This is a genomic window from Massilia sp. DWR3-1-1 (genome assembly GCF_049898325.1).
In the GTDB taxonomy this organism is placed as follows: Bacteria; Pseudomonadota; Gammaproteobacteria; order Burkholderiales; family Burkholderiaceae_D; genus JAFCUW01.
On the sequence record NZ_JAFCXL010000002.1, the window covers coordinates 361,920 to 378,256 of the forward strand.

Genomic DNA, 16,337 nt, shown 5'->3' on the forward strand with positions numbered 1-16,337 from the left:
GCCCGGTACTGAGCAAGCCCAAGCATCAAGATAGCACTCAGAGCGCGGCCACCCGTGCGGCGATATGGGCCAGCGCTTCGTCGACCTGGTCGATCAGGATGAGGCACAGGTCGCCTTCGCCCAAGCGTGCCAGCGCGCGGTCGATGGCGACGAATTCGCCGTTGATTTCCTCGATATGGCTGGTGCGCACGGCGCCCTGCAGGCCCTGGCGCAACAGCGCCACCACTTCGCCGTCGGCGCGGCCGCGCTGGCACTGGTCCTGGTAGAGCAGCACGTCGTCGAAGGCGGCGCCGAGAATGGCGGTCTGGCCGACGATGTCCTCGTCGCGGCGGTCGCCGGCGCCGGAGATGACCACCGAGCGGCGCTTGGCTGGCATGGCGTCGACCGCGCCGACCAGCGCCAGGATGGCGTCCGGATTGTGGCCGTAGTCGGCGATCACGGTGGCGCCCCGATAGCTGAACACGTTGAAACGCCCCGGCGCGTTGTCGCTCTCGCCGGCGAAGGTGAGCAGGCCGGCGCGGATGGCATCCCACGAGACGTCGATGGCCCAGGCGGCAGCCACCGACGCCATCACGTTCTCGACCTGGAAGCCGATCACCCCGCCGCGCGTGAGCGGCACGTTCGCCAGCGCCACCTTGTGCACCGTCTTGCCCTGTTCGGCCACCAGGTGACCGTTGTCGATGTAGACCACGCGGCGCCCCTTGGCGCGGTGCATCGACAGCACCGGATGCTGGCCGTCGTTGGCGAAGAAGGTGACGTCGCCGCGGCAGTTGCCGGCCATGCTGACGACGATGGGATCGGCCGCGTTGAGCACGGCCATGCCGCCCGCCATCACGTTTTGCACGATCACCCGCTTGAGCACCGCCAGGTCTTCCAGCGTGGTGATGTAGTTCAGGCCCAGGTGGTCGCCCGAGCCGATATTGGTCACCACCGCCACCTGGCAGCGGTCGAAGGCGAGGCCCTCGCGCAGCAGGCCGCCGCGCGCCGTCTCGAACACGGCGGCGTCGACATCGGGGTGCATCAGCACGTTGCGCGCGCTGCGCGGGCCGCTGCAGTCGCCGCGGTCGATGGCGCGTCCTTCGACATACACGCCGTCGGTATTGGTCATCCCCGTGCGCAGCCCGGAAGCGCTCAGCAGGTGGGCGATCAGGCGCACGGTGGTGGTCTTGCCGTTGGTGCCGGTGACGGCGATGACGGGAATGCGGCCATCCTCGCCCTCGGCGAACATGGCGCCGATGATCGCTTCGCCGACCGCGCGGCCCTTGCCGAACGAAGGCGACAGGTGCATCCGCAGGCCCGGCGCGGCATTGACTTCCACCACGCCGCCGCCTTGCTCTTCAATGGGTTTCAACACGCTGTCGCACACCAGGTCGACGCCGCAGATGTCGAGCCCCACCATGTGGGCGGCGGCGACGGCGCGCGCCGCCACTTCCGGGTGGACGTCGTCGGTGACGTCGGTGGCGGCGCCGCCCGTCGACAGGTTGGCGTTGTTGCGCAAGATGACGCGCTGGCCGCGCGGCGGCACCGAGTCGGCCTGGTAACCCTGGGCCGACAGGCTGGCCAGGGCGATGTCGTCGAAGCGGATCTTGGTCAGCGAGGTCGAATGGCCATTGCCGCGGCGCGGATCGAGGTTGACCTTGTCGACCAGTTCGCGCACGCTGGCGACGCCGTCGCCGATCACCTGGGGTGGGTCGCGGCGGGCGGCGGCGATCAGCTTGTCGCCCACCACCAGCAGGCGGAAATCGTTACCGGGCAGGTAGCGCTCGACCAGGATATCGTCGCGGAATTCGGCGGCGGCGATGAAGCCGGCCGTCATCTGCTGCCTGGTCGTAATGTTGACGGTGACGCCCTTGCCCTGGTTGCCATCCTTCGGCTTGATCACCACCGGCAGGCCGATTTCCAGCGCCGCCGCCCAGGCGTCGTCGGCGTCGGTTGCCACGCGCCCGTGTGGCACCGGCACGCCGGCCGCGTCGAGCAGCTTCTTGGTCAGTTCCTTGTCCTGCGCGATCGACTCGGCGATGGCGCCGGTGCTGTCGATTTCCGCGGCCTGGATCTTGCGCTGTTTGCTGCCCCAGCCGAACGCCACCAGGCTGCCATCGGTCAGGCGGCGAAACGGGATATTGCGGGCGATCGCCGCGTCGACGATCGAGCCCGTCGAGGGGCCCAGGCGCACGTCTTCATCGAGTTCGCGCAACTGGTTCAGGGCGGCGTCGACGTCGAACGGGGTGTCCTCGAGCGAGGCCTTGACGAGCTGCTCGGCCAGTTGCAGGGCCAGCCGGCCGACCGCTTCTTCCGAGTACTCGACCACCACCTGGAACACGCCCGCATCGACGGTGGCGGTGGTGCGGCTGAAGGTGACGGGGCAGCCGGCCTGCGCCTGCAGGTCGAGCGCGGCCAGTTCGAACACGTGCGCCATCGGCACCCGGTCGTCGTGGCCGGTCGGCTGCAGCGGCGACAGGGCAGGGAAGCGGGCCCGCAGGCGCGCTTCGAAGCCGGCCAGGGTGCCGACGCATTCCTCGTCGGGCGAACAGACCAGCACTGCCTCGACCGAGGTGTGGTGGCTCCAGAGGTTGGGGCCTCGCAGCGCCCGTACGCGTGATACTTGCATAAACCGTAGTCCTGTTGTTTTGTTCAGCGTGCTGCGTGCTGATTCTGCCGGCGCCACGCGCCGGCAGTCGTTCTTGTTACGCGCGCTTGCTGGCTGTCGCTGCCGCGTCGAAGGTGCGCAGGCCCGCCGCCAGGATGGTCGGCTCGACGTCGAGCGCCCATGCCGCCGCCACCGCCGCCAGCACGCTGGTGGGCCAACTCGCCGTCGTCGGCTTGAGCGCGGCCAGCGCCAGCAGCACCTGTTCGTGCGCGCCGTCGCCCAGCACGATGGCGCCGTCGCGCACGAACACGCTGCGCTGGCCCGCCGCCCGCTGCGCCAGCAGGCGCGGGTGGTCGGCGTCGGCCGCATAAAAAATCACCTGGCCGTCGCACAGCGCGGCCATCTCGGCCACCGCGTCGATCTCCGCGTTGAGCACCGCGGTGCCGTGCGGCAGGATCACGTCGACCTGGGTGCGCACCACGCTGGCCACGCCATCGGCGTCATGGATATAGAACTCGGCCAGGCCGGCGGCGCCTTCGACGTCGGTGACGATGCCGACCTGGCACTTGTCGTAGGCCAGTCCCTCGGCCAGGATGCGGCGCGCGTTCGACTCGAACACGGCGGTGGTGAGGGTGCGGTTGATCAGCAGGCGCTGGCCGGCATCCCATCCGGTGCAGTCGCCGGCGGCCACCTGGCGCTGGTTCAGGTACAGGCCCTGGCCGCTGGCCACGCCCACCTGGGCGCCCGTCAGGCTGACCAGGCAGCCCACCAGGCGGGCGATCAGGCTCGTGCCCAGCGTGCCGGTGATACCGACCAGCGGGATGCGGCCATGCTCGCCGTCCTCGAACAGGTGCGCGATGATGGCCTTGCCGACCGGCCGCGGCGGACCTTCGGCCGGTTTCAGGTGGGCCAGCAGGCCGGGACTGGCATTGACTTCAATGACGGCGCCGCGCTGCTCGTCGAGCGGACGCGAGATGTCTTCGCAGACCAGGTCGACGCCGGCGATGTCGAGGCCGACCACGCGGGCGGCCAGCGCGGCCGCATGCGCCACCGACGGGTGGATGCGGTCGGTGACGTCGTGGGCGACGTTGCCGTTCGGCTGGATCAGCACTTTCTGGCCGGCCAGCGGCACCGAATAGGCGGTCAGGCCCTGGCGCTGCAGTTCGAGGATGATTTCGGCGCCGTGCTGGGGCGCCAGCGCGTTGAGCGGCGCGTCCTCGCCGCTGCCGCGGCGGGGATCGGTGTTGATCTGGCTGTCGACCAGCGCGATGATGTCGGACACGCCGTCGCCCACCACCCACAGCGACTCGCCGCGCGCCACTGCCACCACGTGTTTGCCCACCACCAGGATGCGGTGTTCGTCGCCGGTGATGAAGCGCTCGACGATGACGCTGCTGCTGTCGCCCTTGCGGCTGGCCAGTTCATAGGCGGCGCGCACGTCCTCTTCGGTGACCAGGTTGAGCGAGACGCCGCGGCCATGGTTGCCGTCGTAGGGCTTGAGCACCACCGGCAGGCCGATGTCCTGTGCTTCGTCCCAGGCTTCGTCGGCGCTGCGCACCAGTGCGCCTTCCGGCACGGGGATGCCGCAGGCGGCCAGCATGCTCTTGGTCAGGTCCTTGTCGCTGGCGATCGATTCGGCAATCGCGCTGGTGCGGTCGGTTTCGGCCGTCCAGATGCGGCGCTGGGCGGCGCCGTGACCGAGTTGCACCAGGTTGCCATCGGTCAGGCGCAGCGCGGGAATGCGCCGCTCGGTGGCCGCTTCGACGATGTGGGCGGTGGACGGGCCCAGGCAGTGCTCGTCAACGAGCTCGCGCAGTGCCTCCACGTGCGTGGCCAGGTCGAAGGGCAGGTCGGCAATGGCCGCCCGCAGCAGTTCGCGGCCGGCCGCCAGCGCGGCGCGGCCGACGTGCTCGTCGCGGGTGCGGAAGGCCATTTTATAGATGCCGTGCTGGCCCACGCCGCGCGTTTTGCCGAAGCCGGTTTTCATGCCGGCCAGGTTCTGCAGTTCCAGCACCACGTGTTCGAGGATGTGGCCGGCCCAGGTGCCTTCGCGCAGGCGCTCGAGAAAGCCGCCGTGCTCGCCCACGCCGCAGCGGTGCACCACCAGCCCCGGCAGCCACGCCACCAGCCGCTCGTACAGGCCGGGAATCTTGTCGGACGGTGCTTCTTCCAGGGTACCCAGGTCGATCACCACTTCGATGACGGGGCGGTAAGTCCAGATATTCGGTCCGCGCAGGTGTGTCACACGCAGGAAATCGAGGTCGATCTTGTTTGTCATTGAGCTAATTTCTTGGTCACGCCACCGTCGCCTTCACAGCGACGGCCGGCGTCATGCCTTGCCTGTGTTGAACTTCACCGCGCTGCTCCCCGGCTACCGCGCTGCCCGTGGTGCTTGTTACGCGCATCATGTTGTATACTTGCTTTAACGAAGCTTACCGCGCCGAACCGATTTCTGCCAGTGCATCGCCTTTAAACGGGCCGCGCCGACACAATTACCGTCGATTGTCGCGGTGCTTGGCCATCCACCCCGAGCGGGCCTGCCAGCGGTGCATCGCCCGGCGGCGCCGCTTCCCCACCTTTTTCAAGACCCTGGCCTGGATCGCGCGGCATGACGATGACATCGCAACAACTTGACACTTCCACCAACTTTTCCGTGCCCCTGGCAAATAACTTGCCGGAACGCTGGCTGCCAGATGTCGAGAAAAAACTTTTACCCGGGGAAAACGTTTTATGTAGCGTCGAGGTTGACCTCGACACAAAATTACGTTTCATCAAGGGCGTGGTGATCGTCACCGACCGTCGCCTGCTGGCGCGCGCGCCCGGCGAGACGGTGTTGCGCGAATGGGCCTACCGCCCCGGCTTGTCACTTAAACACCACGATCACGCCGGTGTCGGCCAGCTCGAACTGGTCGATGGCGAGGGCCGGCTGGCGTCCTGGCGCTTCACGCTGGGACAGAATCTGCATGCCATGCGCGTGGTCGACCAGTTCACCGAGCAACTGGCGGCCGTCGTTGAAGGGCGCGCCGTGCACCAGTTGGCGCACAACACCTGTCCCAGCTGCAAGGCACCGCTGGAAGCGGACCAGGAAGAGTGTCCAATTTGCACCAAAGTGGTGCATACGCCGCCGTCGACCTGGACCTTGCTGCGCCTGTGGCAGTTTGCCCGTCCTTACCAGTTCCAGCTGGGCCTGGGCTTTTTCCTGATGGTGGCCAGTACTGCCGCCCACATGATTCCGCCGTACTTGACCATGCCATTGATGGACAATGTTCTCATTCCCTTCCAGAACGGTCAGCCGGTCGACCAGAAACTGGTGTGGCTGTACATGTCCGGCCTGTTCGGCGCCTCGGTACTGGCGTGGCTGCTGGGCTGGTGGAAGACCTATGTGCTGGCGCTGGTGTCCGAGCGCATGGGCGCCGACTTGCGCTCGGCCACCTACGAGCACCTGATGCGGCTGTCGCTGGAGTTTTTCGGCGGCAAGCGCACGGGCGACCTGATGTCGCGCATCGGCAGCGGCTCGGACCGCATCTGCGTGTTCCTGTCGCTGCACCTGCTCGACTTCGCCTCCGACGTCCTGATGATCATCATGACGGGGGTGATCCTGTGCTCGATCAACCCGTGGCTGGCCGTCATCACCCTCGTGCCCTTGCCCTTCATCGCCTGGATGATCCACATCGTGCGCGACCGCCTGCGCACGGGCTTTGAAAAAATCGACCGGGTATGGGGCGAAGTGACCAATGTGCTGGCCGATACCATCCCCGGCATCCGCGTGGTCAAGGCGTTTGCCCAGGAAAAACGCGAAGCGAGCCGCTTCCGCGAAGCGAACAAGCACAACCTGGCCGTCAACGACAAATTGAACAAGGTCTGGTCGCTGTTTTCGCCGACGGTCTCGTTCCTCACCGAACTCGGTTTGCTGGTGGTGTGGGTGTTCGGTATCTACCTGGTGTCGAACCACAACATCACGGTGGGGGTGCTGACCCTGTTCATCACGTACAGCAGCCGCTTCTATGGCCGCCTCGATTCGATGAGCCGGATCGTCTCGGTGACGCAGAAATCGGCCTCCGCCGCCAAGCGGATTTTCGACATCCTCGATCACGTCTCGTCCGTGCCGGAACCGGCCCGGCCCGTCAAGCTCGACAAAGTCGAGGGCCGCATCGACCTGCGCGAAGTCGGTTTCAGATATGGCAACCGCGCCGTCAACCGGGGCATTTCCCTGAACATCAAGGCGGGCGAATTCGTCGGCCTGGTGGGCCACTCCGGTTCCGGCAAAAGCACGCTGGTGAACCTGATCTGCCGTTTTTACGACGTCTCCGAAGGGGCCATCCTGTTGGATGGCGTCGACATCCGCTCGTTCGCCGTGGCCGATTACCGGCGCCATATCGGCCTGGTGCTGCAGGAACCGTTCCTGTTCTTCGGCACCATCGCCGAGAACATCGCCTATGGCAAGCCGGGCGCCTCGCGCGACGACATCATCGCCTCGGCGCGCGCCGCGCATGCCCATGAGTTCATCCTGCGCCTGCCGCAAGGCTATGACTCGATGGTGGGCGAGCGGGGCCAGGGCTTGTCGGGCGGCGAGCGCCAGCGCATCTCGATCGCGCGCGCGCTGCTGATCGATCCGCGCATCCTGATCATGGACGAGGCCACCTCGTCGGTCGACTCGGAGACGGAAAAAGAAATCCAGAAGGCGCTCGACAACCTCGTCAAGGGCCGCACCACGATCGCCATCGCGCACCGCCTGTCGACCCTGCACCGGGCCGACCGCCTCGTCGTGCTCGACCGCGGCGTGGTGGTCGAACAGGGCAGCCACGACGAACTGATGGCCAAAGAGGGTGCCTACCACCGCTTGTACGAAGCGCAGGCACGCAATGTCGATGGCGACATGGACGAACAATAATTCAAGGACCGGTGCAATGGCCACTTCCCAGTTTGACCTGCGGCGCGACAGTTTCGGCGTGCTGCACCTGACCACCGCCGACGGCGACAGCCACGCCGGCGTGGCGCCCGTGCGCGCCTTTCCCATCGAGTCGCCCGACGCCGCCATCGCCATGGTGCAGGGCGATGGCAAGGAAGTGGCGTGGATCGACCACCTCGACGACCTGGCCCCGGCCGTGCGCGCGCTGCTGCAGGAAGAGCTCGACGGGCGCGAGTTCATGCCCGAGATCGTGCGCATCACCCACGTGAGCAGCTTTGCCACGCCGTGCACCTGGAGCGTGGCCACCGACCGCGGCGATACCGCCTTCGTGCTCAAGGACGAAGGCGACATCCGCCGCATCGGCGACGCATCCCTGCTGGTGGCGGACAACCATGGCATCCATTATCTGATCCGCAATATGTTTACTATCGACAAGCATAGCCGCAAGATCCTCGACCGCTTCCTGTAGACGCGGATCGACCTTTTTGTATCTTGCTTTTAAGAATTTAATAACAATCCGATATACACTGACAGTGATATTCAAGAAGCGGCCGACGGCGGCCGGGTGAAGCGGGAGCGGGCATGAATCAACAGGGCAGTGAGATTCCCATGCGCGCACCAGCGCCCGACAAGGGCGCCGTTCTCAGTCGCGCCATCAAGCTGCTCAGTTCCTGCAGTACCGCGCTGTTGCAAGCAGACAAAGAAAAAGCCCTGCTGGAGTCGATCTGCGCGCTCGCCGTCGATGGCGCCGGCTACGCCATGGCCTGGGTCGGATTTCCCGATGACACTCCCGAACGGTATTTGCAGGCGCGCGCGATGGTCGGCGGCAGCGGCGATATCGGCTTGCTCGAGCAGGCCTTGCACGCCGCGCCTGCCCAGGCGCTGGCCCACCATCCGGCCCGCCGCGCGCTGCTGGGCGGCCACTCGGTGATCGTCGGCGACCTGCAGGCGGACCCCTCGATGACGTTCTGGCGGGAGAGGGCGATCGAGCTGGGTTTTCGCTCGAGCATCGCCTGTCCCCTGCTGGCGGGCGGCGCGGCCTTTGGCGTGCTGTCGATCTACGCCCATGAATTGCATGCCTTCGGCAGCGACGAAGCGGGCTTGCTGGAAGAACTGGCGGGCAATCTCGCTTACGGCATCGGCGCCCTGCGCGCGCGCGCGGGCGGCCGCCCAGGCCAGCGCGCTGCGCGAGGGCGAGCGCGTGCAAGCCCTGCTGCACCACGCGGGCGACGGCATCCACATCATCGACGCCGATTGCCGCCTGATCGAGGCCAACGACGCGTTTTGCGCCATGCTGGGCTACACCCGCGCGCAGCTGATCGGCATGTACGCCTGGCAGTGGGCGGGCGTGCTCGACCAGGACCAGGTGCGCGCCAAGGTGGCCGACCTGATGGCCTATCCGCGCAAGGTACGCTTCGAAACGCTGTACCGGCGCCGCGACGGCAGCCTGCTGCACGTCGAATTGAGCAGCAATACGATCACCATCGGCGGCGTCGTCGAGGTGTTCAATTCATCGCGCGACATCAGCGAGCGCAAGCTGGCCGAAGCGGCCCTGCTGCGCAAGCAGGCCGAGTTGCGCGAGAGCGAAGCGCGCCACCGCGAGCTGCTGCAAAACCTGCAGACGGCGATCGTGGTGCTCGACGCCGACCTGGTGGTGGTGTTCAGCAATGCGCGCGCCAGCGCGCTGCTGGCCCGGAGCGCGGCGCAGATGCGCAAGCTCGACGTGCGCCAGCCCAGATGGAAAATCATCGACGAGCATGACAACCCGATCGCCCCCGCCGACTACCCGGCGGCGCGGGTGCTGCTCACGCGCCGGCCCGTGCGCAATGTGCTGATGGGCGTGGTGCGGCCACCGGGCCGCAACGGCTGGCAGGCGTCGCCTACCTGGATCCTGGTGTCGGCCTTTCCCGACTTCGCCGCCGACGGCGCACTCACCCGCATCGTCGTCAATTTCGACGACATCAGCGCGCGCCGCCAGGCCGAGCAGAAGGTCCAGCAGATGGCTTTCTATGATGTGCTCACGGGCCTGCCGAACCGGCGCCTGCTGCTCGATCGCCTTGACAGCGCGCTGGCGGCGAGCGCGGCCAGCGGCCAGTGCGGCGCCCTGCTGTTCGTCGACCTCGACCGCTTCAAGAGCATCAACGACCTGCACGACCACCAGCGCGGCGACCGCCTGCTGGTGGGCGTGGCCGAGCGGCTCGCCCGTTCCCTGCGCGCGGGCGACACGGTGGCGCGCATCGGCGGCGACGAATTCGTGGTCCTGCTGACGGGCCTGGACGCGGACCGCGCGGGGGCCGCCCACCAGTCCGCGCTGACGGCGGACATGCTGCGCCTGGCAATGGGGGCGCCGTTCGACCTGGACGGCCATCTCCACCGCACCTCGCCCAGCATCGGCGCCACGCTGTTTCTCGGCACCGGCGACAGCCCCGACGTGCTGCTGCGCCAGGCCGATATCGCCATGTACAAGGCCAAGGACGGCGGCCGTGACACGGTGCGCTTTTTCAACGGCGCCATGCAGCAGGAAGTGGAAACCCACGCCGCGCTGGAAGCCGATTTGCGCCAGGCGGTGCCGGGCGACCAGTTGCGCCTGCATTATCAGCTGCAGGTCGATGCCCGCCAGCGGCCGATCGGCGCCGAGGCGCTGGTGCGCTGGGTCCACCCCCGGCGCGGCATGGTCTCGCCCCTGCAGTTCATCGGCATCGCCGAAGAGAGTTCGCTGATCCTCGACATCGGCGCCTGGGTGCTCGACATCGCCTGCGCGCAGCTGGCGCGCTGGGCGCAGTCGCCCGAGCTGGCGGCCCTGACCCTGGCCGTCAACGTCAGCGCCCGCCAGTTCCGCGAGGCCGCCTTCGTCGACAGCGTGACGGTGGTGCTCGAGCGCCACCGCTTTCCGCCCTCGCGCCTGAAGCTCGAGTTGACCGAAAGCGTCATCGTCAACGACGTCGACGATGTCGTCAGCAAGATGCACCGGCTGCGGGCGATGGGGGTGGCGCTGTCGATGGACGACTTCGGCACCGGCTACTCGTCGCTGGCTTACCTGAAAAAGCTGCCGCTCGACCAGATCAAGATCGACCAGAGCTTTACCCGCGATATCAGCAGCGACCCGAACGACGCCATCATGGTCAAGACCATCATCGACCTGGCGCGCAATTTCCGCCTGCACGTGATCGCCGAAGGCGTCGAAACGGTCGAGCAACTGGCCTTCCTGCGCGAGAACGGCTGCGCGGCCTACCAAGGCTACCTGTTCGGCCAGCCCACCGAGATCGGCCACTTCGAGGCCTTGGTGCGCTGGTACGGCGCCGACCCGGACGCCAGCGCCCCAGCGACCGTGGTGGCGGGGCAGCGGTAACGATTGCTTGCAATTTTGTCTACTGGATCGACTGGGTCATGTGGCAACATCGGGGCGATTCAAGCGTCATCGCACCGATGGCGCCCCGCGCACGCCTACTGAACGTCATCTCCAGGGAGCACCATCAATACCCACATCCACTTCGTCGTCATGGCGATCGGCTCGGCCGGCGACCTGTTTCCCATGCTGCGCATCGCGCTCGCCTTGCGCCAGCGCGGCCACCGCATCAGCGTGCTCGGCCCCGAGCAGCACCGCCCCTACGTCCTGCAGGCCGGCCTGGCGTTTCATGGCGAACCGGTCGACGAGGCGGTGCTCGACGATCCGCGCCTGTGGCATCCCCGCCATGGCTTTGGCGTGGTCTGGGCCGCCACCCGCGGCGTGGCGGGGGCGCTGCCCCGTTTTGTCGAGGCCTTGCCGGTGGCAGAAGCGTGCGTGCTGCTGGTCCATCCGCTGGCGCTGCCGGAGGCGGACCTGTGCCGCGCGGCACGCCCTGACATCCGCGTCGCCACCGTCTACCTGGCGCCGTCGAACCTGCCCACGGTGCACGACCCGCTGATGGTCGGCCCGCTGGCGGTGCCGCGCTGGGTCCCCGCAGCGGCGCGCCGCTGGCTGTGGCGCCAGGTGGGCGAACGCCTGATCGACCCGGTGGTGCTGCCCGGCGTGAACCGCGAGCGCCGCTTGCGCGGCTTGTCACCCGTGCGCCACGCCCTCGGTTACCTGCTGCAGGTGCCCGACCTGTCGCTGGCGCTGTTTCCGGCATGGTTCGCCGCCACCCAGCCGGACTGGCCCAAGCCCCTGCTGCACGCCGATTTTCCCCTTTACGAGCCGGATCCGGCGGCGTCGTTCACGCCCGCACTGGCGGCCTTCCTGGCCGCCGGCGAGGCCCCCGTGGTATTCACCCCCGGTACCGGCAACCGCCAGGGCGCCGCCTATTTTCAGTGTGCGTTGCAGGCGACGCTGCGCCTGCAACGGCGGGCGATTTTCCTGACACCCCATGCGCAGCAAGTGCCGGCCAGCTTGCCGCCCGGCGTGCTGTGGCAGCCGTATGTGCCGCTGGCGCGCTTGCTGCCCGAGTGCGCCGCCATCGTCCATCACGGCGGCATCGGCACCACCGCCGAGGCGCTGCGCAGCGGCATTGCCCAGCTCGTGGTACCCTTCGCCCACGATCAGTTCGACAATGCGGCGCGGGTCACCGCGCTGGGCGCTGGCCAGACCTTGCCCGCGACCGGTTTGTCGGCCTCGAGGTTGACCCGCAGCCTGCGCCGCGTGTTGTCCTCGCGCGCGCTGGCCGTCAATTGCCGTGCACTGTCCTCCCGCTTCGCGCCCAATCCCGACATCGAGCAAGTGTGCGCCGCACTGGTGAATTTGCCTTTGTGACGTGTTTTTGCAGAATTGTTGTATTTTCATGCGAAATGGCTCATTTGTTGTCGCAATGAGCGCTACCGAACAGAAGCGAAAATGCGAGGCAGCAATAATGAACTCATCAAACGCGGACGAAATCCGGCTTGACCACCTATTAATAACATTTGAACGGACCTACCACCATGAAACTTGCTAAAAAGCTGATTTCCTTGACCGCAATCGCTGCGGCTGTGCTGTCGAGCCAGTCGAGCTTCGCTGCCGATGACTTCATCAACCCGGATTGGGCGAACACCGCGTCGTACATCGGCGTTGGCGTCGGCGGCACCCGCGGCTTCATCAACAATGACGACTACCACCGCGTCATTGGCCGCACCGGTTTCGTCAACAGCTTTTCGGAAGACAAAAAAGACATCGGCGCCAAGTTTTTTGTCGGCAAGAACTTCAATCGCTACGTCGCGATGGAACTCGGTTACGTAGATCTGGGCAAGTTTGAATACAAATCGTCGACCTCGAACGGCAATTCGCTTAACCGCGAAGTCAACTTCCGCGGCGGCTACCTCGACCTGATCGGCACCATCCCGATGAGCGAGCGTTTCTCCGTCTACGGCCGCGTTGGCGGTTCGTACGGTCAAGTCCGTGACGACTACACCGGCAACCGTGGTCCTGCTGTCACCAGCCCGAACGGCCGTTTCAAGTCGGGTAACGTCAAGGCCGGCGTCGGCCTGGAATACAAATTCAGCGAAGCGCTGGCAGTGCGCGGTGAAATCGAGCGCTATCGCATCAAGGATGCCCTGGAACACCGTGGCGACGTGAACTTCGCGTCGGTCTCGCTGGTCTACAAACTGGGTCGCCCAGTTGCCGCGCCAGTGGTCTACACCCCGCCACCAGCACCGGCACCAGTGCCAGTCGCAGTCGTCGCACAGACCCCACCACCACCGCCACCAGCACCAGTGGCTGTGTCGGAAAAAGTCTCGTTCGCCGCTGAAGCCCTGTTCGACTTCGACAAGTCGGTTGTCAAGTCCGAAGGTAAAGTCGCACTGGACGATCTGCTGATGAAACTGCAAGGCATGAACACCGAAGCCATGGTCACCGTCGGCCATACCGACTCGGTCGGCACCGACGACTACAACCAGCGCCTGTCGCTGCGTCGTGCTGAAGCTGTCAAGGCTTACCTGGTCTCGAAAGGCGTCGATCAGTCGCGCGTTTTCGTTGAAGGCAAGGGCGAGACCCAGCCAGTTGCTGACAACAAATCCGCAGAAGGCCGCGCCAAGAACCGTCGCGTGACCGTCGAAGTCGTCGGTAGCCGCACCGGCCGTTAATTCGGCCCCCTGATGCGCCCCCCGCCGCAAGGCGGGTGCGGTGCACGGTAAAAAAAGCCGCCCCGCGCAAGCCGGGCGGCTTTTTTGCGCGCCAACGGCCCCACGGCGCCGACGGCGTGTCCGTTTTTGTGCATCAGCGCACTGAGCAAATCGGCACAAGATGCGGTAATGCTGTCTTTGCCACCATTCGCACGCTCCGGCTGCCGCACCCCCCCCATGACGACCCCTGACGACATCCTCCCAGCACGCCCCGGCTACGTCAGCGTGCGCGGCGCCCGCGAGCACAACCTGAAAAACGTCTCGCTCGACATCCCGCGCGACGCGCTGGTGGTGTTTACGGGCGTGTCCGGCTCGGGCAAGTCCTCGCTCGCCTTCGGCACGCTGTATGCCGAAGCCCAGCGGCGCTACCTGGAATCGGTCTCGCCCTACGCGCGCCGGCTGTTCCACCAGATGGCGGTGCCGGAGGTGGACGATATCGCCGGCCTGCCGCCGGCGGTCGCCCTGCAGCAGCAGCGCGGCGGCGCCACCACGCGTTCGTCGGTGGGCAGCGTGAGTACGCTGTCCAATTCCCTGCGCATGCTCTACTCGCGCGCCGGCGACTATCCGCCCGGCCAGGGCCTGTTGTATGCCGAGGCGTTTTCGCCCAACACGGCCGACGGCGCCTGTCCCCGCTGCCACGGACTGGGGCAAGTCTACGAAGTGACGGAGCAGTCGATGGTGCCGGACGACGCGCTGACCATCCGCGAGCGCGCCGTCGCTGCCTGGCCGCCCGCCTGGCACGGCCAGAACCTGCGCGACATCCTCACCACGCTGGGCTACGACGTCGACACGCCATGGCGGGACCTGCCCAAAAAGGACCGCGACTGGATTTTGTTCACCGACGAGCAGCCCAGCGTGCCCGTGTACGCGGGCTTCACCCGCGCCGAAGTGAAGGCAGCCATCAAGCGCAAGGACACGCCCAGCTACCAGGGCACGTTCACGGGCGTGCGCAAATACGTGCTGCACACCTTTGCCAGCACCCCCAGCGCGGCGATGAAAAAGCGGGTGGCGCGTTTCATGGTGAGCACGCAGTGTCCGCAGTGCCACGGCAAGCGCCTGCAGGGCGCCTCCCTGTCCGTCACGTTTGGCGGCCTCGATATCGCCGACATCTCGCGCCTGCCGCTGGCGCAACTGGCCGCCATGCTCCAACCCCACACCGCCCCCGCCGCGGCAGGCCAGGGCGGCATCGACGCCCATCCGGAAAAACGCCTGGTCACCCAGCGCATCGCCGCCGACCTGGTGGCGCGCCTGGACGTGCTGCTGGCGCTGGGCCTGGGCTACCTGTCGCTCGAGCGCAGCACGCCCACCCTGTCGCCGGGCGAATTGCAGCGCTTGCGCCTGGCCACCCAGGTGCGCTCGAACCTGTTCGGGGTGGTGTATGTGCTCGATGAACCGTCGGCCGGCCTGCATCCGGCCGATACCGAAGCCCTGCTCGATGCGCTGGCCCAGCTCAAGGCGGGCGGCAACTCGCTGTTCGTGGTCGAGCACGCGCTCGACGTGATCGCCCACGCCGACTGGATCGTCGACGTGGGCCCGGCCGCCGGCGAGCAGGGCGGCCATGTGCTCTACAGCGGTGAACCGGCCGGCCTGGCGGCAGTGGCCGCCTCGCAGACCCGCCGCTTCCTGTTCGATGTCGGGGAGCCACCCGTGCGCGCGGTGCGAGAGGCCGCCGGCTGGCTGCGCCTGGACGGGGTCAGCCGCAACAATCTGCACGATCTGTCGGTGGCGTTTCCGCTGGGCTGCCTGAGCGCCGTGACGGGGGTGTCCGGTTCCGGCAAGTCGAGCCTGGTCAGCCAGGTGCTGGTCGAACTGGTCACGCGCGCGCTGGGCCAGTCGCTCGAGGCCGAGTCGGCCGAGGACGTCGACGGCCTCGAGCAGGTGGCGGCGGCGCCGCTGGAAGGGCGCATCAGCGCGGGACTCGAGCACATCACGCGCCTGATCCGGGTCGACCAGAAGCCGATCGGGCGCACCCCCCGTTCCAACCTGGCGACCTACACGGGCCTGTTCGACCACGTGCGCAAATTGTTTGCCGGTACAACAATGGCAAAGGCGCGCAAGTACGATGCGGGCCGCTTTTCCTTCAACGTGGCCAAGGGCCGCTGCGCCCAGTGCGACGGCGAAGGCTTCGTGATGGTCGAGCTGCTGTTCCTGCCCAGCGTGTACGCACCGTGCCCCAGTTGCGGCGGCGCGCGTTACAACCTGGCCACGCTGGAAGTGCGCTACCAGGACAAGAATATCGCCGAGGTGCTGGCCTTGACGGTGGACGCGGCGGCGCTGTTTTTCGCCGGCGAAGCGGCCGTGTCGCGCTCGCTGGAGATGCTGCGCGAGGTGGGCCTGGGCTATCTGCGCCTGGGCCAGCCGGCCACCGAGCTGTCCGGCGGCGAGGCGCAGCGCATCAAGCTGGCCACCGAACTGCAGCGGGCCGGGCGCGGCAAGCTGCTGTATATATTGGACGAGCCCACCACCGGCTTGCACCCGGCCGACGTCGAACGCCTGATCGTCCAGCTCGACCGCCTGGTCGAGGCGGGCAACACGGTGGTGCTGGTCGAGCACACCATGGCCGTGGTGGCCGCCTGCGACTGGGTGATCGATGTCGGCCCTGGCGGCGGCGATGGCGGCGGCCAGGTGGTGGCGGCGGCGCCGCCGCGCGCGCTGGCGCAGGTCGCCGGCAGCCGCACCGCGCCCTATCTGGCGCGTTATTTCGCTGGCGCGAAGGGCCCGCATACCTCCGTGCGCAAGCGCGATTTACGTTAAACTGGATTATTTTGTCAA

The 16,337-nt window shown here is 66.9% G+C and carries 9 protein-coding genes and 1 pseudogene; 7 read left to right on the forward strand and 3 right to left on the reverse strand.

The annotated features are described in order from the left end of the window. Positions 1-37: 37 nt before the first annotated feature. From cphA (ACP7EY_RS03895) to ACP7EY_RS03905, 3 genes are all read right to left on the reverse strand, one after another. Entirely contained in the window at positions 38-2,608 is a 2,571-nt protein-coding gene (gene cphA / locus ACP7EY_RS03895) for a cyanophycin synthetase (RefSeq protein ID WP_426190659.1), read from the reverse strand. Positions 2,609-2,684: 76 nt separating this feature from the next. Next, the gene (cphA, locus tag ACP7EY_RS03900) at positions 2,685-4,865 is read right to left on the reverse strand and encodes a cyanophycin synthetase (RefSeq protein WP_426190661.1); all 2,181 of its coding nucleotides are present in this window, start codon (positions 4,863-4,865) and stop codon (positions 2,685-2,687) included. A gap of 191 nt (positions 4,866-5,056) precedes the next feature. Beyond that, positions 5,057-5,380, reverse strand: a complete 324-nt coding sequence (locus tag ACP7EY_RS03905) for a hypothetical protein (RefSeq protein WP_426190663.1) — start codon at positions 5,378-5,380, stop codon at positions 5,057-5,059. Between ACP7EY_RS03905 and ACP7EY_RS03910 the strand changes: the two genes are divergently transcribed. The 7 genes and pseudogenes from ACP7EY_RS03910 (at position 5,367) to ACP7EY_RS03940 (ending at position 16,319) form a co-directional block, all read left to right on the forward strand. After that, complete coding sequence (locus ACP7EY_RS03910; protein WP_426190665.1) at positions 5,367-7,478, forward strand: ABC transporter ATP-binding protein; 2,112 nt, start codon at positions 5,367-5,369, stop codon at positions 7,476-7,478. The genes ACP7EY_RS03905 and ACP7EY_RS03910 overlap by 14 nt on opposite strands. Before the next feature lie 16 nt (positions 7,479-7,494). Then, the gene (locus ACP7EY_RS03915; RefSeq protein ID WP_426190667.1) at positions 7,495-7,965 is read left to right on the forward strand and encodes a DUF1854 domain-containing protein; all 471 of its coding nucleotides are present in this window, start codon (positions 7,495-7,497) and stop codon (positions 7,963-7,965) included. Between the two features lie 290 nt (positions 7,966-8,255). Next, positions 8,256-8,567 (forward strand): annotated as a pseudogene (locus tag ACP7EY_RS03920) (GAF domain-containing protein); the annotation flags it as partial. Between the two features lie 130 nt (positions 8,568-8,697). Beyond that, positions 8,698-10,845: a putative bifunctional diguanylate cyclase/phosphodiesterase gene (locus tag ACP7EY_RS03925; protein ID WP_426190669.1), complete on the forward strand. Its 2,148-nt coding sequence runs from the start codon at positions 8,698-8,700 to the stop codon at positions 10,843-10,845. Positions 10,846-10,995: 150 nt separating this feature from the next. After that, entirely contained in the window at positions 10,996-12,222 is a 1,227-nt protein-coding gene (locus ACP7EY_RS03930) for a glycosyltransferase (protein WP_426190671.1), read from the forward strand. 167 nt (positions 12,223-12,389) lie between these two features. Then, the gene (locus ACP7EY_RS03935) at positions 12,390-13,526 is read left to right on the forward strand and encodes an OmpA family protein (protein ID WP_426190673.1); all 1,137 of its coding nucleotides are present in this window, start codon (positions 12,390-12,392) and stop codon (positions 13,524-13,526) included. A gap of 216 nt (positions 13,527-13,742) precedes the next feature. Beyond that, the gene (locus tag ACP7EY_RS03940; RefSeq protein WP_426190675.1) at positions 13,743-16,319 is read left to right on the forward strand and encodes an ATP-binding cassette domain-containing protein; all 2,577 of its coding nucleotides are present in this window, start codon (positions 13,743-13,745) and stop codon (positions 16,317-16,319) included. The last annotated feature ends 18 nt before the right edge of the window (positions 16,320-16,337 follow it).